Annotated in this window: 20 protein-coding genes and 1 riboswitch; of the genes, 15 read left to right on the top strand and 5 right to left on the bottom strand. The window is 41.5% G+C overall.

The features are described from left to right. The first annotated feature begins 130 nt into the window (after window positions 1-130). From FD725_RS10040 to FD725_RS10025, 4 genes are all read left to right on the top strand, one after another. A complete protein-coding gene (locus FD725_RS10040) occupies window positions 131-805 on the top strand; it encodes a Uma2 family endonuclease (protein ID WP_179047996.1) in 675 nt (224 codons plus the stop codon). A 174-nt stretch (window positions 806-979) separates the two neighbouring features. Next, on the top strand, window positions 980-1,267 hold the full coding sequence (locus tag FD725_RS10035; RefSeq protein ID WP_179047995.1) for a glutaredoxin family protein: 288 nt from the start codon (window positions 980-982) through the stop codon (window positions 1,265-1,267). 32 nt (window positions 1,268-1,299) lie between these two features. Next, the gene (locus tag FD725_RS10030; protein WP_179047994.1) at window positions 1,300-2,787 is read left to right on the top strand and encodes a UDP-N-acetylmuramoyl-L-alanyl-D-glutamate--2,6-diaminopimelate ligase; all 1,488 of its coding nucleotides are present in this window, start codon (window positions 1,300-1,302) and stop codon (window positions 2,785-2,787) included. A gap of 236 nt (window positions 2,788-3,023) precedes the next feature. After that, window positions 3,024-4,442 (top strand): DICT sensory domain-containing protein, encoded by a 1,419-nt coding sequence (locus FD725_RS10025; protein WP_179047993.1) that lies wholly within the window; start codon window positions 3,024-3,026, stop codon window positions 4,440-4,442. Between the two features lie 448 nt (window positions 4,443-4,890). Here FD725_RS10025 and FD725_RS10020 read toward each other — a convergent pair whose 3' ends face one another. The 4 genes from FD725_RS10020 to trpB all read right to left on the bottom strand — a co-directional run bounded on the left by FD725_RS10020 (window position 4,891) and on the right by trpB (window position 8,901). Continuing rightward, a complete protein-coding gene (locus FD725_RS10020; protein WP_179047992.1) occupies window positions 4,891-5,520 on the bottom strand; it encodes a ribonuclease H-like domain-containing protein in 630 nt (209 codons plus the stop codon). 86 nt (window positions 5,521-5,606) lie between these two features. Beyond that, window positions 5,607-6,155: a CAP domain-containing protein gene (locus tag FD725_RS10015; RefSeq protein WP_179047991.1), complete on the bottom strand. Its 549-nt coding sequence runs from the start codon at window positions 6,153-6,155 to the stop codon at window positions 5,607-5,609. A 274-nt stretch (window positions 6,156-6,429) separates the two neighbouring features. Then, window positions 6,430-7,134: a CAP domain-containing protein gene (locus FD725_RS10010; RefSeq protein ID WP_306296897.1), complete on the bottom strand. Its 705-nt coding sequence runs from the start codon at window positions 7,132-7,134 to the stop codon at window positions 6,430-6,432. Window positions 7,135-7,662: 528 nt separating this feature from the next. After that, window positions 7,663-8,901, bottom strand: coding sequence for a tryptophan synthase subunit beta (gene trpB, locus FD725_RS10005; RefSeq protein WP_179047990.1), 1,239 nt, complete (start codon window positions 8,899-8,901; stop codon window positions 7,663-7,665). A gap of 74 nt (window positions 8,902-8,975) precedes the next feature. Between trpB and FD725_RS10000 the strand changes: the two genes are divergently transcribed. The 7 genes from FD725_RS10000 (at window position 8,976) to FD725_RS09970 (ending at window position 14,839) form a co-directional block, all read left to right on the top strand. Then, window positions 8,976-9,323, top strand: a complete 348-nt coding sequence (locus FD725_RS10000; RefSeq protein ID WP_179047989.1) for a translation initiation factor — start codon at window positions 8,976-8,978, stop codon at window positions 9,321-9,323. 112 nt (window positions 9,324-9,435) lie between these two features. Next, on the top strand, window positions 9,436-9,594 hold the full coding sequence (locus FD725_RS09995) for a YqaE/Pmp3 family membrane protein (protein WP_179047988.1): 159 nt from the start codon (window positions 9,436-9,438) through the stop codon (window positions 9,592-9,594). Window positions 9,595-9,657: 63 nt separating this feature from the next. Continuing rightward, complete coding sequence (gene speB / locus FD725_RS09990; protein WP_179047987.1) at window positions 9,658-10,695, top strand: agmatinase SpeB; 1,038 nt, start codon at window positions 9,658-9,660, stop codon at window positions 10,693-10,695. Between the two features lie 347 nt (window positions 10,696-11,042). After that, the gene (locus FD725_RS09985; RefSeq protein WP_179047986.1) at window positions 11,043-11,354 is read left to right on the top strand and encodes an RNA-binding protein; all 312 of its coding nucleotides are present in this window, start codon (window positions 11,043-11,045) and stop codon (window positions 11,352-11,354) included. A 127-nt stretch (window positions 11,355-11,481) separates the two neighbouring features. Then, window positions 11,482-11,667 (top strand): 30S ribosomal protein S21, encoded by a 186-nt coding sequence (gene rpsU / locus FD725_RS09980; protein ID WP_179047985.1) that lies wholly within the window; start codon window positions 11,482-11,484, stop codon window positions 11,665-11,667. A 206-nt stretch (window positions 11,668-11,873) separates the two neighbouring features. Then, complete coding sequence (locus FD725_RS09975) at window positions 11,874-13,604, top strand: ankyrin repeat domain-containing protein (protein WP_256871885.1); 1,731 nt, start codon at window positions 11,874-11,876, stop codon at window positions 13,602-13,604. Window positions 13,605-14,104: 500 nt separating this feature from the next. Beyond that, a complete protein-coding gene (locus FD725_RS09970) occupies window positions 14,105-14,839 on the top strand; it encodes a carbonic anhydrase (RefSeq protein ID WP_179047984.1) in 735 nt (244 codons plus the stop codon). A 588-nt stretch (window positions 14,840-15,427) separates the two neighbouring features. Here the strand turns inward: FD725_RS09970 and FD725_RS09965 are convergent. Continuing rightward, the gene (locus FD725_RS09965; protein WP_179047983.1) at window positions 15,428-16,054 is read right to left on the bottom strand and encodes a Uma2 family endonuclease; all 627 of its coding nucleotides are present in this window, start codon (window positions 16,052-16,054) and stop codon (window positions 15,428-15,430) included. Window positions 16,055-16,294: 240 nt separating this feature from the next. Here FD725_RS09965 and FD725_RS09960 point away from each other — a divergent pair, with 240 nt between their 5' ends. From FD725_RS09960 to FD725_RS09945, 4 genes are all read left to right on the top strand, one after another. After that, window positions 16,295-16,789, top strand: a complete 495-nt coding sequence (locus FD725_RS09960; RefSeq protein ID WP_179047982.1) for a hypothetical protein — start codon at window positions 16,295-16,297, stop codon at window positions 16,787-16,789. A 52-nt stretch (window positions 16,790-16,841) separates the two neighbouring features. After that, a riboswitch (cobalamin riboswitch) is annotated at window positions 16,842-16,982 on the top strand. Further along, window positions 16,956-17,411: a DUF1636 domain-containing protein gene (locus FD725_RS09955; RefSeq protein WP_179047981.1), complete on the top strand. Its 456-nt coding sequence runs from the start codon at window positions 16,956-16,958 to the stop codon at window positions 17,409-17,411. Its footprint overlaps the riboswitch before it by 27 nt. A gap of 78 nt (window positions 17,412-17,489) precedes the next feature. Further along, on the top strand, window positions 17,490-18,239 hold the full coding sequence (locus FD725_RS09950; RefSeq protein ID WP_179047980.1) for a cobalt-precorrin-6A reductase: 750 nt from the start codon (window positions 17,490-17,492) through the stop codon (window positions 18,237-18,239). A 265-nt stretch (window positions 18,240-18,504) separates the two neighbouring features. Next, entirely contained in the window at window positions 18,505-20,229 is a 1,725-nt protein-coding gene (locus tag FD725_RS09945; RefSeq protein WP_179047979.1) for an ABC transporter ATP-binding protein, read from the top strand. Window positions 20,230-20,375 lie beyond the last annotated feature (146 nt).

Raw genomic sequence — 20,375 nt, 5'->3', positions numbered from 1 at the left:
AAAAACCCTTGATTTTTAACGACAGTCCGCACAACGAAGGAAACCCCCACAAGCGACTGGCTCCTATTGACCATTGACCATTGACCATTGACCAAATGCTAAAATACAGCTATTTCCCAGCCACAGCAATATGGTGAGACTTCAACTCAAACAAATTCGAGTTCCTCCAGGTGAGCGCTTGATATTAGAGGATATTAGTTGGCGAGAATTTGAGACAATTCTGGCTGAGTTAGGGGAACATCGTGGTAGTCGAGTTGCATACAGTCACGGCATATTGGAAATCATGGTTCCACTTCCAGAACATGAAAAGACTAAAGTCATCATTGGAGACTTAGTAAAAATTCTGCTGGATGAGCTTGATTTGTGCTGGGAACCTCTAGGTTCAACAACTTTTAAGCGAGAAGATATGGCTGTGGGGGTTGAACCAGATGATTGTTTTTATATTCAAAACTACAAGTTGATGATCGGAAAAGATCGGCTTGATTTAAGCGTCGATCCTCCTCCTGATTTAGCAATTGAAATTGATATCACCTCAAAAACCAAAGTTAGTGCTTATGGAGGGTTGAAAGTGCCAGAAATTTGGCGTTATGAAAGTGGTTTGCTGGAAATAAATTTACTACAAGAAGACGAATACGTTAAGTCGGAAACAAGTTTAATTTTTCCAAGTTTTCCAGTCATGGATGCAATTCCTCGATTTTTAAAAATGGCGAAGACTATGGGGACAACTCTTGCACTCAAGACATTTCGTCAGTGGGTAAGAGAATACATTGATCAATATGAAAATCATGAAGATAATATTAGCTAGTAGGTTGGGTTGAGGCTTTGGGAAACCCAACACCAATATCTATACTGGGTTTTTAAGATCCATGTTGGGTTGCGCTGCACTTAACCCAACCTACTGCTAATGCTGAGTTTTGTATGCGTCAGCCCAGGCTACGTCAACAAAAATCAAATAGGAATCCTATATTGGTGGGAGTAGATGCGATTAATTTTGTATAGTAAACCCGGTTGTCATTTGTGTGAGGGTTTGCAGGAGAAGTTGGCACAGATCGAAAATCTGAGTTTTGAGTTAGAAGTTCGTGACATTACAACTCGTGCAGATTGGTTTAGTGCATATGAGTATGAGGTTCCAGTTCTTTATCTGGTAAAGGCTGGAGAAGAAAGTGAACAACTTGTACCGCGTCCTTCTCCTCGTGCTAGTGTGCAGCAGTTGGAGCAAATCTTGTGTAAGTATTTAGCCAATAGCGAAAAAAATAATGCAGAATAAGCGCAAGAAAGGTGTGTGCCGAGGTTCACAAGATGAAATTGCGGGAATTACTAGCGACGGTAGATAGTGTAGAAAATTTGCCCCCGGCTTTGACGGATACGGAAGTTCAAGGGTTAAAGACTAATTCTCATGCTTGTGGTGCGGGGGATTTGTTTATTGGGATGCCGGGAACACGGGTAGATGGGGGAGAATTTTGGCCGAGTGCGATCGCTTCTGGTGCGGTGGCGGCGATCGTTTCTCCCCAGGCTGCGCAGAAGAATCCTCCAAATGATCAAGCTGTTGTCATTAGTGCTAATAACATGATTAAAGCCTGCGCCCAAATTGCCGCAGCCTTTTATGGTTATCCAGGGCAAAAACTTAAGTTGGTGGGTGTGACGGGTACTAATGGTAAAACAACAACAACTCACCTGATTGAATTTCTCCTGACTCAAGCTAAACTGGCTACGGCTTTGATGGGGACTTTATACACTCGTTGGCCTGGTTTCGAGCAAACTGCTACTCATACGACTCCTTTTGCGGTGGAATTACAACAGCAATTAGCACAGGCTCTTAAGGCTGGTTGTGAGTTTGGGGTGATGGAAGTTAGTTCTCACGCTTTGGCCCAAGGTAGAGTTTTGGGTTGTCCTTTTGAGGTGGGTGTGTTTAGCAATCTGACTCAAGATCATTTGGACTATCACAGCGATATGGAAGATTATTTCGCGGCTAAAGCGTTGTTATTTAGCCCCGATTATCTCCGAGGACGGGCGATTATTAATGCTGATGACGCTTACGGACAAAGATTAATCAAAGCCTTAAGTCCCCAAAAGGTGTGGAGTTACAGCGTTAATGACAGCAGTGCTGATTTGTGTATGAGTGACTTGAGTTATGAACCTCATGGTGTCAGTGGCACTTTGCATACACCAGAAGGTGATGTCGCCTTTCGATCGCCTCTGGTGGGTCAATACAATTTAGAAAATCTCTTGGCGGCTGTGGGAGCAGTTCTCCACTTGGGGTTAGACTTGCAGTTAATCGCCAATGTCATCTCCGAGTTTCCCGGCGTTCCCGGTCGGATGGAAAGGGTACAAATCAATCCTCAACAGGATATCAGTGTGATTGTTGACTATGCCCATACGCCGGATAGTTTGGAAAACTTACTCAAAGCCGCTAGACCGTTTATTCCTGGTAAGGTAATTTGTGTGTTTGGCTGTGGTGGCGATCGCGATCGCACTAAGCGCCCGAAAATGGGTAAAATCGCGGCAGAACTCGCAGATGTGGCAGTGGTGACATCTGATAATCCCCGGACTGAAGACCCAGAAAAGATTTTAGAGGATATTTTGGCAGGGATTCCCCCAACTGTTCAACCAATAGTTATAGGCGATCGCGCTACCGCTATTCGTACTGCCATTTTGCAAGCCCAACCCGGCGATGGGGTATTACTCGCTGGTAAAGGTCACGAAGACTATCAAATTCTCGGTACAGAAAAAATCCATTTTGATGACCGAGAACACGCACGCATCGCCCTAGCCGCTAGAGAATTCTGATTCGATTCCCTAGAGACGTTGCAATGCAACGTCTCCATACATCACAAATCTATAAATTTCGCAATATAAATTAACCAATTATATTACTTATCGTAATGATTGATGTTTTTTTGATTCATTTGCCATGACCTATCCGTGGCTTTTCTGTAAAAAACATATATATAAAGAGTAAGGGTAAAAACTGGTGAAATAATAGTCTTTTCCTGCTTCTGATTTTTATTTGTTGTGCCTAACTCATGAATGACTCTTTGCATAAGGATGTGTCGATTTATCAGCTGGCTTTAGGAGTAGAAGCACCTTCTCAAACTTTGGCTCTCAACCCAGCCATGCTGTTATCTTTGGTGCGATCGCAAATAGACTTACTCATTGAGCAACACATCGGTGCAACTTTATGGGTTAAACTTCCACCAGCGAAAATTTGGCATACAGAATTAATTCGTTATCAGTCTTGTGTCAGTGAGCCAATCACTATCTATAATTGTCAAGTTAGTCCAGTAAAATTAGGCGAAGAGACAGTCAAAGCCGAGAAATTAAATCCCCTCTCCTCTGCTCACTGCCATTATATTGACTTGCAATTACTAGCCAATAGTCAACTGCAACGAGAATATTTCTTAATAGTCTTATCACCCAAGTTTTGCAGTTTAATTGCTGCCCATCGACAACCAAAACCAGAAAACAATGGCACTGGCGAGAAGGGAAACAATCATCAAAATCAATCTTTGCTAACCATTACTACCATTGATGGTCAAGTCATTCAAAATGTTTTAGATCACCTGAAAAAAGAAATCATCCCCGAATCAAGTTCGATTTTACCTGCCGATTTTATTTGTACAACTGCCTGCGAACCAGCACTAATCAGTCAGCTTTTAATCAAGCAACTGCAACGACAAAATGAAGTTAATCGACAAATAAATAACGATCGCATTGCCAAATTACACGAACAAAATCAAAAACTGCAAAAAAAAGAACAACTCAAAGATGAGTATTTAAGCAACGTCTGTCAAGAGTTGCGTACACCCCTAACACAAATGAAGACAGCGCTTTCCCTGTTGAATTCGCCCAACCTCAAACCCAACCAGCGACAGCGCTATTTACAAATGCTGAATACGCAGTGCGATCGTCAAAGCACTTTAATTTCCAGTTTAATGGCTTTGGTAGAACTAGAGCATAGTTTAGAGAGTACAGTCTTAGAATCAGTCAAACTAGCAGACATCGTACCTGGGGTAGTCAGCACTTACCAACCAGTAGCCCAAGAAAAAGGCATCATGCTAGCCTACACCGTCCCTACCGATTTACCACCAGTATTGTGTGTCAATGGTGGGTTGAGACAAATTGTCATTAATTTACTGCATAACAGTATTAAATTTACCCCTAAAGGCGGTCAAGTTTGGGTAAAAGCCAGATTACAAGGCGAATATGTCCAACTAGAAATCCGTGACACCGGAATGGGAATTGCCGAAACCGAAATTCCCAAAATCTTTGATTGCTTTTATCGCGTGCGTTCCGGAGTCGCTGACGAAATTAATGGCGCTGGTTTAGGCTTAACTATTGTCCAAAGACTGTTATGGCATTGTGGCGGTTCTGTCAATGTTAAAAGCAAGCTAGATGAAGGTTCTACTTTTACAGTTCAGATGAAGATAGGGGATAGAGGATAGCGCTGTTTTGTCACTTTAGGCAGAAGAGTAGAGGCAATTCATCTAGCCGAAGGCTTAAGGCAGGGTACATTGGTGTCAACTTCAGGAAAAAGCTAGATGAAGTTGGCGTTGAACCCAGATGATCTCGCCCTCATCCCCTAACCCCTTCTCCCATGTTTGAGAGAAGGGGGACAAGGATTCCTGACTCCCCTCTCCCAAATGTGGGAGAGGGGTTGGGGGTGAGGGAAAAACGTTGTCACCAAGCGGGTTTCACGTTAAGTTGACACCAATGTGCAGGGTATTGCCCCTACTGGTGTACTTCTACCATTCTTCGGTGATTTTTAATCACCAAAACTAGCGACTAATAGACATCTCCAGAAATTAATTCTGCGTTGCTTAAAATCCTTGTAGAGACGTTGCACTGCAACGTCTCTACATTCATTTTCGGAGATGTCTAATGACTAATGACTCAATGCTCAAATAAATCTTTGAATTGCAACAAATCCAGAGAGACAATTGTTGGCAAAACTTGAAAACATTCTTGTGCTAATTCCCAGCGTTCTTCACGTTGTAGCATGGCTATCAGCTTTTGTTGAGCGCTGAGTAAATAACGAACATCGTTAGCAGCATAACTGAGTTGAGTTGCAGTCAAATTCTCCGCATTTCCCCAATCGGAACTTTGAGCGCTTTTATCTAACTCAATACTTTCTAACTCTTGAATTAAATCTTTCAGTCCGTGACGATTAGTATAAGTACGAGCTAACTTACTCGCAATCTTAGTACAGAAAATTGGCTGTACATGAATATTTAAATAGTAGCGCAATGTAGCAACATCAAATCTAGCAAAGTGAAAAACTTTCAAGACATTTGTTGCTTCTAATAGTTGTTTGAGATTTGGGGCTATGGTTTGCCCTCTGGCTATACGAATTGCTGTGACTTGACCTTGAGGGTTACATAGCTGAACTAAGCATAAGCGATCGCGTGACGGTAATAATCCCATTGTTTCCGTATCAACCGCTAACGCTGCCGATTTTAAATATTGGGACAAAGCAGCGTCACTGAGGTCGTGATCTTCTACCTGAAAGTCTGGTAATGTCATGAATTAATCAATAATGTATGCAGTATCTACCGAGAGAGTCACCATTAGACACTACATCATTATTGTCTAAAAACCCAAAATTACATCTATCGAGTCCGCAGGAAAATTTGCGTCAGATAGACTTCACCTTGCTGATTAGCAGCGACACCAATACCTGTAAGGTTGTAATTACCTTTAATATTCTTTAAATGTCCAGGACTATCAATCCAACCAATCACAGCTTGGTTTGCTGGATTATCATATCCACGATTGAAGGCGACATTTTCCGCAGCACTATTGTAGCGGAGAGGAATAGCATTAACACGTTGCTCAAATCCTTGATGACTAAATGGAACTCTTCCTCTAGCCATATTTCGACTATGTATTCTGGCCTGCTGAGTAATTCTGGCATTTAACCTCAACTTTGGCAGTTTCCTAGCCAATCGATATCGATTAATTTGCTCAAATACTGACTTTTCTAGAGCAGTAGTTTGAAAGGTTGTACTGGAGGTAGCAACCCGATTAGACAAAATCGACAACGATGAATCATCACTCACCTTTTTTGTAGAAGTGTGACCTGGTATAGGAGGAGCCATTAAACCCCCAGCAAGGACAAGCATACTTAAAGCGATGCCAAAAGCAGGTTGTCGGGACATGAAGAATTACGCGATTTACATACTTATAAGACCTATACTCTACCTTCTAGTTCCTAAGATATATAACAGGATACTTTTACAGTTTGATAAATTCAAGGATTGTTGACAAATAAATTAAAATACAGATGCAGACAACAATTGAGCGATTCTGTCTGCTATTTTTTACGCAAAAAAACAATATTTTCCACAAATTTTCCGAAAAAAATGTAAAAAATGTAGTAATCATAAGATTTTATTATGATTACTACATCATGATTCCTCATCCAGTCCAATACTAGGAACGAATGAAAATTTGTGTGAAGTACACAACGCCTTTGCCGTTAACAGCAACACCAACTCCAGTTAAATTGGAATTGCTTTTGATGTTAGCTAGGTGTCCTGAGCTTTGGAGCCAGCTTTGCACAGCTTTTGTTGCCGGATCTCTGTCTTGGTTATAAGCAACGTTTTCGTTAGCCGATTTGTAAGACATATTCAATGCTTTAACTCGTTGCTCAAATCCTTGATGGCTGAATGGAACTTTACCACTAGCCATGTTTTGACTATGGATTCTGGCTTGGTCGTCGATAGCCGCATTACGGCTGAGTGCGGGTAAACCCTGAGAGGCTCTGTATTGATTAACTTGCTCAAAAACTGCTTGTTCTATACTGGCAGCGTTACTGTTGGATGCTCCACCTTGTCCACTTGGGGGCGTTTGGGGATTGGATGTGCCGGGATTCGATGGTTGTTGCGGATTTGTGCCAGGATTAGTTGTGCCAGGATTAGTTGTGCCAGGATTAGATGGCTGTTGAGGATTGGATGAACCAGGCCGTCTAGGATAACGATACTGTATGGGAAAACGGTATTGTGCGAAAAGATGATCGCTGGAAATGGAAGAAGACTTAAGTGCGGTAGGAAGATTTTGCACAGAAACAGCACTCGCCCCACTTGTGAGAGCGAAAGTTCCTAAAGCAACGGCGTAAATTGTTGTTCTTAGCATCATTAAAGCCAAACTCGTAGTTGCTGAAAGTAAACTTCCTGTTCATCTAATCAAACCAACTCAAGATTGGCCAAATTCGTTATGGCTTTATATCTCTTTGGATATACTCCTATACCTCTGAATATTCTCTGATAACTTTTAAATTCATAGATTTTCATAAATGAGAGGGCGATCGCCTAGTATTGCCCTCTCCCATAAGTCTGATTTTTCGCTAAATTTTGGAAAAAAAGACTGTTTAGCTTGCTTTCATAAATCGATAATCTGCAAAAAAAATTCTTTCTAAAGATAGATTTATTTTTAAAAATGAAGGATGCGAAAGAGGAAAAAAGGACAAGCACAGAAAAACAGAGGAGCGTAAGAGAAAAACTTCTTCACTCACCACTCCTCACTCAGCACTCACCACTCACCACTCACCACTCCTCACTCAGCACGGGCTAAACGCCCCGCTACCGCTAACAGCACTCACCACTCCTCACTCACCACTCCTCACTCAGCACTCAGCACTCAGCACTCAGCACTCAGCACTCACCACTAAGGCATTAAAAACTTAGCAACAGTCTGAACATCTTTATCACCACGTCCAGAACAGTTAATGATAATGCGGGGACTGCCGTGGAGTTGAGGACAGAGGGTTTCTAGATAGGCGATCGCATGGGCTGTTTCGAGTGCTGGTATAATTCCTTCCAGTCGAGATAATCGCTGGAATGCTCCCAAAGCTTCTTCATCAGTCACACTGTAGTATTCAGCCCGACCCACATCTTTCAAATAACTGTGTTCTGGCCCCACACCAGGATAATCTAAGCCTGCACTAATCGAATGTGCTTCAATTACCTGCCCATCTTCATCTTGCAGTAGATAACTCATGGCTCCGTGCAATACACCAACACGTCCTTTTGTCAAGGTAGCAGCGTGTTTTTCTGTATTCACACCTTCCCCAGCAGCTTCTACACCAATCAACCTAATAGATGAATCATTGACAAACTCGTGGAATAATCCCATAGCATTGGAGCCACCACCCACACAGGCTAACAGAATATCAGGTAAACCACCCCACTTTTCCACAGCTTGAGCGCGAGTTTCTTGACCAATTACCGCATGAAAATCACGTACCATCATCGGGTAAGGATGAGGGCCAGCTACCGAACCCAAAATATAGTGAGTGGTTTCGACATTCGTCACCCAATCCCGAATCGCCTCAGAAGTAGCATCTTTTAGAGTTCCTGTACCCGCAGCTACTGGACGCACTTCCGCACCCATGAGCCGCATTCTAAACACATTCAATGCTTGACGTTCCATATCGTGAACGCCCATATAAATTACACATTCCAACCCAAACCGAGCGCAAACTGTAGCTGTTGCTACACCATGCTGTCCTGCACCTGTTTCGGCAATAATGCGCTCTTTACCCATCCGCTTGGCTAATAATACTTGACCAAGTGCATTATTAATTTTGTGAGCGCCTGTATGATTTAAGTCTTCACGCTTTAAGTAAATTTGCGCTCCTGTACCATCAGGACGAGCATAATGAGCAGTCAAGCGTTCTGCAAAATACAATGGTGTGGCACGTCCTACATAATCTCGTAGCAGTTGTTGTAGTTCTGCTTGAAAACTGGGATCATGACGATATTGCTGATAGGCTGTTTCTAACTCAGCCAAAGCCGGCATCAAGGTTTCCGGGACGTACTTACCGCCAAAGCGTCCAAAGCGTCCTTGTGTATCGGGAACCTGAGTATTTGCGGGAGAACTTGGAGAAAGGGGTGTGGTAGTCACAGAATAATTTTGATGATGGGATAGACTTAATTATTATATGAAAGTCTTTGTAACTAGTTGCTTAATCAAAATTTATGTCTTCTTCCAATTCCCAATCTTCAGATAAGCGCCTTGTCTACCGCGAATTTGGCAACGACAACTCCGCCGCCTTAGAAAGACCAACCCCTGAACTACCGCCACAACAGCAAAATCTCCGAGTCCAAGCTACCCGTGCAGGACGTAAAGGAAAAACTGTGACAGTCATCACGGGTTTTCAAACTAAACCAGAAATATTGGCAGATTTAGTCAAGCAGTTAAAAACTCAGTGCGGTACAGGTGGCACAGTTAAAGATAATGAGATCGAAATCCAAGGGGAACACAAACAAAAAATTTTGGAAATTTTAATTAAGCTAGGTTATAAAGCTAAAATTAGTGGTGGTTAATATTTATTGATCTAAGTTACTCTAGGTAAGCTAGTTGTTAAAAATAACAGTTTGATTTTTTAATAAAAGTCTATTTAAGCATAACAATCACATTCATTACAAGGAGATGACAATGGATTTAGTGAGGATTCTGTGCGCTATTTTCTTTCCACCTTTGGGAGTATTTTTACAAGTTGGTATAGGTAAGGATTTTTGGATTAATATCTTGTTAACACTTTTGGGTTACATTCCCGGAATTGTTCATGCCATATGGGTAATTGCCAGAAAATAGAAATATGAGTCTATTACAATACAGAAGTTTAATAGGCGGTAGATAAATCGAGTAAGCGATCTGATGAATAATCAACTCCAAGACTATGATCCTAATGGTGTAGGTGAAATCAATGGCAATCTCTTAGGTTTGCCATTCGATTATGATTCAGCAAATTTAATTGTCTTTGCAGTCCCGTGGGAAGTTACGGTTTCCTATGGTGCAGGTACAGCTAACGCCCCACAAAGAATTCTCGATGCTTCCATTCAACTGGATTTATTTGACTTCGATAACCCTGATGGTTGGAAGCAAGGAATTTTTTTAGAGCCAATTTCACAAGACATTTTAGAAAAGAACAACTATTATCGCAACTTAGCAGCACAAATTATCGAACGGTTAGCACAAGGTAAGCCACTAACAGATACACCAGATTTAACACCTGTGCTGACAGAAATTAATCAAGCCGGTCAACAAGTAAATCAATGGCTGTTTACCCAGTGTCAGCAAGCAATTAATCAAGGTAAGCGGGTTGCTGTCATTGGTGGGGATCATAGCGCACCGTTGGGTTACTTCCAAGCACTAGCTGCTCATTACCCCAATTTTGGTATTTTACACATTGATGCTCACGCAGATTTACGTAATGCTTATGAGGGTTTTGAGTTTTCCCATGCCTCAATTATTTTTAATGCGTTGAAACTACCGCAAATTACCAAATTTGTCCAAGTAGGTTTGCGTGATATTAGTCACGATGAAATTCAAACGATTGACCAATCTCATGGGCGACTAGTGGCTTATTATGACCCAGCAATTAAACAAAAGCTATACTCAGGAACAACTTGGGTAGAACTAAGCCGCGAAATTGTCAGTCATTTGCCAGAATACGTACATATTAGCTTTGATGTAGATGGACTAGACCCTAAGCTCTGCCCCAATACGGGTACTCCTGTCCCTGGTGGACTGGAATTAGAGCAAACTTTTTGTTTATTCCGCGAATTGGTAAATAGTGGCAGAAAAATTATTGGCTTTGATGTCTGCGAAGTCGGTGATGACGAGTGGGATGGCAATGTCGGAGCGCGAATTGTGTACAAACTAGCGAATTTAATGGATTTATCTCAAAAGTGAGGAGTCAGTCATTAGTCATTGGTCATTGGTCATTGGTCAATAGTCTTATACTCACTACTCCCTCACTCTCTTACTCAGCACGGGCTAAACGCCCCGCTTCCGCTAACAGCACTCCCTCACTCCCTCACTCCCTCACTCAGCACTCCCTCACTTATCCCATGTTCCTATAGTCTCACTTATCACTCCCACCACTCATGCAGATAATTGACTTCTGTGTAATCATGTAATATGAGAATTAACTCGGTGATAGTCTTTGTTTTTAACATTAACAAAACCTTTACTTTGGTCTTTATGGACTCTTCTCCGAAATTTAAATCTCTACACAGCCACAAATTTTGGAGATAAAGATGTCAATTTACGTGGGTAACCTCTCTTACGACGTTACACAAGAAGATATTAACAGTGTTTTTGCAGAATACGGCTCCGTTAAGAAGGTAGTATTACCTACTGACCGTGAAACAGGTCGTTTGCGCGGCTTTGCTTTTGTAGAGATGAGTTCAGAAGCGGAAGAAGCATCTGCTATTGATGGTCTTGATGGTGCTGAGTGGATGGGACGTGACCTCAAAGTTAATAAGGCGAAGCCTAAAGAAGACAGAGGTGGCTCATTCGGTGGGAACCGAGGAGGATACGGTGGTGGCGGCTCCCGCAACCGTTACTAAGGTTTGAAACGAAGAATTTATTGAAATTCGGAAGGTCAGACAACTGTCTGCCTTTTTTTTTCATTCAGTTAACTGGATTCTCTATTGTCATGATGTGAAAAATTCCATCAATTGAATAGGAGCAATAATGACCCAAATCAGAGTTGGTGAAAATGAAGGAATCGAATCGGCTTTGCGTCGATTTAAGCGAGAAGTTTCTAAGGCAGGTATTATGCCAGATATCAAAAAGCATCGTCATTTTGAAACACCCATAGAAAAGCGCAAGCGTAAGGAAGTTGCCAAACACAGACAAACTAAACGACGTTTCCGCTAAGAAATACTGCCGAAGAAAAAAAGCCCTCAAACTCTGTGAAGGCTTTTTTTCTAATTTGATTAAGAAATGTCACAGACAAAACCGCAAAATTAAGGCGATAGACTGCTGAAATCAAGGTTGGGTTGATGAACTTAGGTATCTACATTTTTTTTGCATAATTTAGTATGCGTTAAATCTAAATATCAGCAGTTGACTCAAACAAAATTATGCAAATCCATCTATATGCAGAACGCGGAGATATTGCCGGAGTTGCACAAGAAATTACTCAGGGTGTTGATATTGATTGTTTAGATGAATATTCTTATCCTGCTAAAACGCCACTCATGTATGCTGTGACTAGCATCTATGCAGATATTAATATGATGCGCTTCCTTGTGGAAAATGGAGCAAATGTTAATGCTGTTAACAACGAGTTACGCATTAATGTGCTGAGTTTAGCTGTGCAATCAGAGAATCAGAATGTAGATAAAATCAAATTTCTTCTGGATACTGGAGCAGATATTAACTATCGTACATCAGATGGAAATGATGTATTGATTGATGCGCTGTATGGTATTGATATCTTCCCTAAAAAAGACTTATTAGCAATTTTAAAGTTGCTCATTTCTCAAGGTGCTGCTGTCAACACCATCAATCATTATGGTGCATCTGCTTTGAAGATTGCTGGCGGTTTAGGAAGATTTGATGCTATGAAATTATTATTAGATTCGGGTTGTGAGTTGCCACAATTAGAGTGGACAGAATTAACACACACTATAGTTTTTGGGACTATAGAGGAACTGAAGATATTACTAAATACAGTAGCCGATAAAAATGTTTGCGATGCTTGGGGTAGAACTCCTTTGGTGATAAGTCTCCAGGTAGGAGATATAGAGAAAGCAAAATTACTCTTAGCTGCGGGTGCTAATTGCTATGAATGTGAGGATTGTCAAAAGACACCTTTGATGTATGCTATCGAAAACAATCATCTCGAAGTTTTTCAATGGCTCATTACTGAAGGATTTGATATTGAGGCGACTGATGAATATGATCATACTGCTTTAATGTTAGCGTCTGCTCGTGGTGCGACTGATTTTGTCCGTATTTTATTGGCAGTTGGTGCAGAACCAGATAGAGGTGATAATTGTCGTCGCACAGCTATTGCCAAGGCGAGTAACTTAGAAATTGTGCAAATGCTGGTGGATGCTGGTGAAGACTTAAGCGATATTAATCATGATATGTGGCGATCGCTCACAGGAGTGAGTTACAAACAATTTTATTTATCACAAATTACTCCCGAGCAATATTCGGTAGGCAAACATCGCTATTTTGGTAAAACTAATCCAGAAATTATGGAAATTGATTTCTGGAAAGCGATGATTTGTAGTCATGATTCTGCATACACAGCCAAATCTATCTTTGGCGATACTGAAAATGAAAACTGGAATCAACTGGTATGGTGTTATCAACGGTTTGCGAAAACAACTACACAGTTACCAGATGGGAGAGTCATCGATATTGGTGGTAGTCATGAAGATTACTATGACCCTGACTTTTGCATATATAACGATGTAGTAGTTTACCGAGGTGATGGCAATTTCCAAATTTGGGGATATCCCAGAGATATTTTTCCCCCAACTGATTTTCACTCAGCAACCCTAGTTGGAGAACACATCTATATTATTGGTAACTTGGGTTATGACAACGAGAGGATTTTTGGTGAAACACCTGTATATCGTTTACATTATGATACTGGCAAAATAGACAAAATTATTACTACGGGTGAAAAACCTGGATGGATCAGTCATCATCAGGCATTTTACCAAGAGCCAAACAAAATTTATCTGACTGGCGGTAAATTATGGGTAATGGATCATCAAAAGCCGGAATATCCAGATAATCACGTTGACTATATCTTAGATTTAACCAATTTCATCTGGAGTAGTATCAAAGTCTGAATGTAGCTAAATCCTGCTATGGCGTTTCTCGCTTTAGTGAAGTACATTTTGGATATTTTTTTATCTGTAAGTTCCTGAGCTTTGTGTCTCTGTCTTGAAAAGTTCAGATGCCTGCGGCAAGCCACAAAGCGTCTACGGAGGAAACCTCCGCTCCGACTTTTCGCTGTGTCTTGGTGGTAAAAAAGTAGTTTATTTAATCACAAAGTCACAAAGATACAGAGGAATTTGTCACTAGAAATTTAAGGTTGAGAGTACATCATAGACAAAACCCTTTTGTATCCATATTTTTATCAAATTATAAAATTATTTAATTGTTAGACATGATTTTGGTATAGTCCAGAGAATAAATACAGTTCTGTATAACTAAGTTGCAATAATTCGTAACTTTTTTGTTTCCCTAAAGATGCTAAAGATACTAATTTTCAGCATATTGGGGTATAGTTTACTGCGTTTTCTTGATAGCAACTTAGTGATTTTCACTACCGAAAATGAGGTGTATCATGAGTCAAATTAATGGGTTTGTGGGACGGCGTAATTTTTTGAAACTAGCTGGTGTTGGTGGCGTTGGTGTTGGTATTGGTGCTGTTGGTGGTGTACTGGGAACAGAAGAATCAGCTGTTGCTCAACAACCAACAATTCCTGAAGAAAAACCCCAACCCGTTAATCCACAAGCGGCTTTGAATAGATTGATTGAAGGAAATAAAAGATTTGTTGATGGTAAGCGCCTCAATCCTAACCAATCACGTTTGCGTTTGCAAGAAACAGCTGTAGCTCAATATCCCTTTGCAGCTATTTTAGGCTGTGCTGATTCGAGAGTACCTGCGGAAATCGTTTTTGATCAGGGATTAGGAGATTTGTTTGTTGTCCGGGTGGCGGGTAATGTGGCCAGTCAAACTGCTATCGGTAGCTTAGAATTTGCTACAGCTGTTTTAGGCGCACAATTAATTATAGTTGTAGGTCATGCTAGATGTGGTGCAGTTGTAGCGGCTGTTAAGGGTGATCCCCTCCCTGGAAGAATTGGTGTGTTTGTGGAAGAAATCAAACCAGCTGTAGAAAGGGTAAGAAATAAAACAGGGAGTTTAGAGGAAAATTCTATCATTGCCAATGTTCAGTATCAGGCAGAAAAGTTAGGTGAGAGTTCAACTATTTTAAGAGGTTTGGTCAAAGAAGGTAAACTGAAAATTGCTGGTGGCCGCTATGATTTGGCTAGTGGAAAAGTGACTTTGTTGACGTAATTTCCGTATTCTTGAGAAAGAGATTGATATGGTTGGAAAGACTTTGTTGTGACTCTCGTTAAATAACAATCAAAAATATAGGAATCCGATTTGATTTCTGTTGGCGTAGCCTGTGCTTACACAAAAAATCTAAGGATACGTAGTGGCGTGGCAAGCTTTAAATGTGGCGATAGATTTTTATTTTTGTAGGGTGCGTTAACGAACTAACGCACCGTCTTAATCTCATTGGCGGTGCGTTGCGCTACCCTGCGGGTTCTCCGAAGGAGTACGCAACAACGCACCCTACTATTGCACTATTTTAGCTGTGTCGCTCCACTACGTATCTGTTCAAAAATCAAGTAGTAATCCTATATTGATTTTAGTAATAAAATAACGTGAGTTCGATGCAGAGGATTTATACTTTATCCCCAGTATCTCTCATTGCAGGATACGGCAAATTATTTAGGGGTTTCATCCCTCAATATCTTGGGACAGGAAAAAAAGAGGATAAGTATATCGACTGTAGCATCTATAAAAATTATTACCCTGCACCCACTTGATATGAGTCTGTACCATTGATCTTTAACTGAAATCTATTGATCTATATAGCTATGGCATAATATCATCAAGTTTAAGCTCTAAATTAGGGAATAAATTAGAATTAATAGTGTCGCCCAGGCGATATTGTTGCTGTTGATATACCCGATTAACTAATTGACAGACTGTAAAAGTAGGTTGTTTAGGATTACCAATAAATTGCAACCCACCCAAACCGCGAAAATCTATAATCCAATATTCAGGTATTTCGAGAAAAGCATATTCTTCTACTTTTCTCGCATAATCGTCTTGCCAATTGGTACTGACAACCTCGGCAACTAGTTTAATCGTATTACCATTACAAATAATAGGTTCTTTTTGCCAAAGTGGCTCTTGGCTGAGTTTGATTTTATCTAAAACAATTACATCTGGACGTAATGCCGTCGCTTCTGCGGCAGGTGGTTTAATCAAACAAGTTTTGGGAATTAACAAGTTGAGCCTACGATTACATTCTGGATCAAAATTATTACGAAGAATTTCACTATAAATCCTACCAGCAATATTTCCTGAAACTTCTTCATGTGGACCAGTTGGTTCCATGTCACGTAATTCTCCATCAATAAGTTCGTAACGGGGATTATCTCCATAATCCGCGATAAATTGAGCGAAAGTAAGAACTTTGGGTGGGGTGTAGGTCATAGTTCATATTGTGGCAGGAGATGGTTTTATTTTAGCGAAGTGACTTTAACTCTGTTCCGTAGCTTTATTTCTCAGCGATTATTCATCCGCCAGTCGTACAGAATTCCCAAGCTGAATTCTGACAACTGACTCCTGAATTCTGTTTAATAATGATTTTTGATTAATAACTTTTCCCTTCGCCTGAACAGAGATAACATAGGTATTTAATGGAACATTGAAAATGGTGTGAGGAATTGGGCAATGAAGTATATACCTTATTCGCTTGGGGTTTTAGGGATTAGTTCTGCCTTAAGTTTAGCTATCAGCACTCAACCAGCCCAGGCGCAAGTAGCTTATGGTAGCTATGTAGGTATTGGTCCAACAGTGGGTTTGACTGATAGTATCCAAGTCGGGGGAGTTTTAGCTTTTCGCTACAAGCTTTTAGAAGCACCAATTTCTTTTCGCGCTCAAGCTTTAATTGGACAGAATACTGCTGTTGTCCCTACAGTTTCCTATGATTTGCCTTTGAATTGGCAAACTGATGCTTACTTAGGTGCAGGCTTAGTTCTAGCTGGTGGGAGTGAGGCTTCTCCTGTAGGCGATAAGATTAGTTTTGCTCTACAACCAGGTATCGACTATGTTGTACCAAATAGTAATACTGTGCTGTTTGGTAATGCAATTATCGCTTTTGATGCTTATCGGAATGGTGGTGGTGCGGCTGTTGCTGTCCAAGGTGGTGTGGGTTTACGATTTTAAATTCTGGAAAAATCATCATTCGCGAGCCTAAAGCAGAGTCAACATTAGTGTTACAATCTACTGAATATTCGGTTCTGGTGGGGATCAGCCACTAGAGGTAAGGGGGAAAGTTCGGTGTAAATCCGGCGCTGTCCCGCAACTGTGAACCACAACTGGGTGAGTCAGGATGCCCGCCGGAGTTTATCTATCAATTCTCAACATCTGCGAGGTACAGGTGACGATTAATCAAGCTTCTGGTGTGATTGATCACACTCTTTTTGTCTGCAAAACTTGTGCTAGTGTCTGGCAAGATGGTCAGCGTGTGGGTGAAAGTGGTGGTCAAAAACTTTTGCAGAAAATCCAACAATTAGCACAAAATTGGGAGTTGCGAGATGAGTTTCCCATTCAAGAAGTTGAATGTATGAGTGCTTGCAACCGTTCTTGTGTTGTGGCTTTTGTAGGCAAGGGCAAGCTGACATATGTGTTTGGCGATTTAGCTGTAGATGACAATGCCTCTGCTATCCTAGAATGTGCTAGCAAATATTATGAAAAATCCGACGGTCTACTGCCTTGGGCAGAACGTCCTGAAGCTTTAAAAAAAGGCATCCTGGCAAGAATTCCGACTTTTCGTGTTCAAAAATAGACAAGGAAGGGGATAAGGGGACAAAGAGATACTATCACTACTCTATCTCCCCATCCCCCACTCCCCACTCCCCAATTTATGCGTGTTTTAATTCTGGGTGGAACTGGAGATGCAGCCGAACTCATGGCTAGAGTATCAAATATCACAGGTATTGAGGCGATCGCATCTTTAGCTGGTCGTACCCGTAAGCCTACTCTCCCATCTGGTAAAGTCAGAGTTGGGGGTTTTGGTGGTGTGTCTGGACTGGTTGAGTATTTACGTCAGTTGCAAGTTGATGTCTTAATTGATGCTACTCATCCTTTTGCTCAACAAATCTCTGAGAATGCAGCAAGGGCGGCTCAAGAAGCCAGTATACCGCGTCTGATGTTGATTCGTCGTCCTTGGGAACGAGTATCAGGCGATCGCTGGCTGGAAGTTGAGAGTAATATCGCTGCTGCCAGTGTTTTAGAAAATCAAGCCAAAAGAGTCTTCTTAACTGTTGGTAGACAAGAACTCTCAGCTTTTGCCTATCTCCAAAATATTTGGTTTCTGATGCGGATGATTGACCCCCCTGATGCGGATGCCTTAGTACCACCTGGGATGATATTGTGCGATCGCGGCCCCTTTGCCCTAGAGGACGAAAAGCAAATCTTAATTCAACACAACATCGATACTATTGTCAGCAAAAATAGCGGTGGTGATGCTACCTACCCTAAAATCATCGCCGCCAGAGAACTAGGTATACAAGTTGTCATGGTAAATCGTCCAGCCGTCCCCCCAGGCGAACAAGTTGCAGATGTTGATAGTGCTGTAAAATGGCTATTGGAAAAAATAGTCAATGGTCAATAGTCAATGGTCATTAGTCAATGGTCATTAGTCAATGGTCAATAGTCATTAGTCAATAGTCATTAGGCAACAGATTCTTTTCTACTCCCCCACTCCCTCACTCCCCAAATCAGTTACCAGTTATCAGTTATCAGTTACCAGTTAATAAACGTTCACTGTTCACTGTTTACTGTTCACTGTTTACACCCCTCACTCCCTCCCTCTAGAGAAACTACACAAAAGCTGGTAGCGTCAAACAGAGGACAATATTTTTTGTGGACGTGATAGTTTGAAAACTCGTTCTAATTACTGGCAACTGCTGCCCTATGTTAGACCCCAGTGGCAGAATATTACTAAAGGCCTTGTTGGCATTGTGGGATATGTGCTGGCGACTTTGACATTGATTAATTTTGCAGGTAAGTTAGCTAACCCCTTTGGACAAGGTAATGTAGGAGCGATCGCATCTTTAGCTGCCATTTTGGGTTTAGTGTTTCTTGTGCGGGGCTTTTTCCAGTCGGTGCAAGATATTTACATGGCTAAAGCTGCGTTGCGTGTGGCGTTTCATCTCCGCAAGCAGGTATACACTCATTTGCAAAGGTTGGATTTAAGCTATTTTGAAACAGCTAAGGCGGGTGATTTATCTTACCGTCTCACAGAAGATATTGATCGTATTGGTGAAGTTGTCAATAAATTGTTCCACGATTTTATTCCCTGTGTTTTGCAGTTGCTAGCCATCCCCATTTACATGATTTACTTGAATTGGCAACTGACTTTGGCTACGGTGGTTGTTGCACCCTTGATGGGGATTTTGATTGGTTGGTTTGGGGAACGATTACGTAAATATTCCCTGAGAAGTCAAAATCGGGTATCTGATTTATCAGCAATTCTCACGGAAGTTTTTAGCGGGATTCGTTTAATTAGGGCGTTTGCGGCAGAAAATTATGAGGTTGCTAGATTCAGCCATGAAGCTGAACGCAGTTTTCAGGCTAAATACTCAGCAGAACGTCTCAAGGCTGTGCAGATTCCCATTGTCGGATTTTTGGAAGCATTGAGTGCTTTATCTTTACTGATGGTGGGTGCGTGGCAAATTCAACAAAGTAATTTAACTGTAGGGGAATTTTTTAGTTACCTAGCCGCCGCCGGGTTATTGATTGATCCCATCGGTCATGTGACAAATAACTACAATGAATTTAAGCAAGGAGAAGCTTCTGTTGACCGGATTTTTGAGTTGATGGTGATGCAACCAACGGTGATAGAAAAGCCGAATGCGATTAGTTTGCTACCAGTTAAGGGACAAGTGGAATATCGCCAGGTGACATTTGCCTATCAACCAGGGAAACCCGTCTTAAAAGATATTAGTTTATTGGCGATGCCAGGAGAAGCGATCGCTTTTGTGGGTGCTTCTGGCGCAGGTAAGACCACTTTTGTCAATCTTTTACCCCGTTTTTATGATCCCTCCACCGGGCAAATCTTTATTGACGGTGTGGATATCCGAGATGTCACCTTGGAGAGTCTGCGGCGACAAATTGGCATCGTTCCCCAAGAAACTATCATGTTTTCTGGGACAATTGCCCAAAATATCGCTTTTGGACAAGACATATTTGATTTAGAAGCAGTCGCCACTGCTGCTAAAATTGCCAATGCCCATCAATTTATTACCCAACTCCCAGAAGGTTATCAAACATGGGTGGGTGAACGGGGTGTAAATTTATCTGGTGGACAAAGACAGAGAATTGCGATCGCTCGTGCTGTATTATTGAATCCGCAAATCTTGATTTTAGATGAGGCGACATCAGCCTTAGATTCTGAATCGGAAGCTTTGGTACAGGAAGCTTTAGAACGGTTGATGCAGAAACGGACGGTATTTATTATTGCTCACCGTTTGAGTACTGTGAGAAGATGCGATCGCATATTAGTTTTAGAAAAGGGTCAAATCGTTGAATCAGGCACTCATGAGGAACTGTTAGCATTGGAACATCGCTATGCCAGATTTTATACTCAACAGTTTTCTTAACTCATATCTTGCATCAGGCGACTGGAAGTCGCGGCTACACAGACAAAACCCGCCTACGCGAGTTAAAAGCTTGATTTTACTTTAGTCCGCGTAGGCGGTGAGACCAGTCCTGTAGGCGGGTTTCCCGCCGTAGGGAACTGGCGTTA

The sequence above is a fragment of the Nostoc sp. TCL26-01 genome, assembly GCF_013393945.1.
Lineage (GTDB): Bacteria > Cyanobacteriota > Cyanobacteriia > Cyanobacteriales > Nostocaceae > Trichormus.
Note: the sequence above shows the minus strand (reverse complement) of the source record. Positions and strands in the feature narration are given on the sequence as shown.

Bases quoted from the DNA above. Each gene is read 5' to 3' on its own strand.
- FD725_RS10035 (WP_179047995.1), top strand. From the start codon at position 980: ATGCGATTAATTTTGTATAGTAAACCCGGTTGTCATTTGTGTGAGGGT.
- rpsU (WP_179047985.1), top strand. From the start codon at position 11,482: ATGACCCAAATCAGAGTTGGTGAAAATGAAGGAATCGAATCGGCTTTG.
- FD725_RS09965 (WP_179047983.1), bottom strand. From the start codon at position 16,054: ATGACCTACACCCCACCCAAAGTTCTTACTTTCGCTCAATTTATCGCG.
- FD725_RS09970 (WP_179047984.1), top strand. From the start codon at position 14,105: ATGAGTCAAATTAATGGGTTTGTGGGACGGCGTAATTTTTTGAAACTA.
- FD725_RS10040 (WP_179047996.1), top strand. From the start codon at position 131: ATGGTGAGACTTCAACTCAAACAAATTCGAGTTCCTCCAGGTGAGCGC.
- FD725_RS10000 (WP_179047989.1), top strand. From the start codon at position 8,976: ATGTCTTCTTCCAATTCCCAATCTTCAGATAAGCGCCTTGTCTACCGC.
- FD725_RS10025 (WP_179047993.1), top strand. From the start codon at position 3,024: ATGAATGACTCTTTGCATAAGGATGTGTCGATTTATCAGCTGGCTTTA.
- FD725_RS09985 (WP_179047986.1), top strand. From the start codon at position 11,043: ATGTCAATTTACGTGGGTAACCTCTCTTACGACGTTACACAAGAAGAT.
- FD725_RS10030 (WP_179047994.1), top strand. From the start codon at position 1,300: ATGAAATTGCGGGAATTACTAGCGACGGTAGATAGTGTAGAAAATTTG.
- FD725_RS09955 (WP_179047981.1), top strand. From the start codon at position 16,956: ATGCCCGCCGGAGTTTATCTATCAATTCTCAACATCTGCGAGGTACAG.
- FD725_RS09960 (WP_179047982.1), top strand. From the start codon at position 16,295: ATGAAGTATATACCTTATTCGCTTGGGGTTTTAGGGATTAGTTCTGCC.
- FD725_RS09950 (WP_179047980.1), top strand. From the start codon at position 17,490: ATGCGTGTTTTAATTCTGGGTGGAACTGGAGATGCAGCCGAACTCATG.
- FD725_RS10010 (WP_306296897.1), bottom strand. From the start codon at position 7,134: ATGATGCTAAGAACAACAATTTACGCCGTTGCTTTAGGAACTTTCGCT.
- FD725_RS09995 (WP_179047988.1), top strand. From the start codon at position 9,436: ATGGATTTAGTGAGGATTCTGTGCGCTATTTTCTTTCCACCTTTGGGA.
- FD725_RS10015 (WP_179047991.1), bottom strand. From the start codon at position 6,155: ATGTCCCGACAACCTGCTTTTGGCATCGCTTTAAGTATGCTTGTCCTT.
- speB (WP_179047987.1), top strand. From the start codon at position 9,658: ATGAATAATCAACTCCAAGACTATGATCCTAATGGTGTAGGTGAAATC.
- FD725_RS09975 (WP_256871885.1), top strand. From the start codon at position 11,874: ATGCAAATCCATCTATATGCAGAACGCGGAGATATTGCCGGAGTTGCA.
- FD725_RS10020 (WP_179047992.1), bottom strand. From the start codon at position 5,520: ATGACATTACCAGACTTTCAGGTAGAAGATCACGACCTCAGTGACGCT.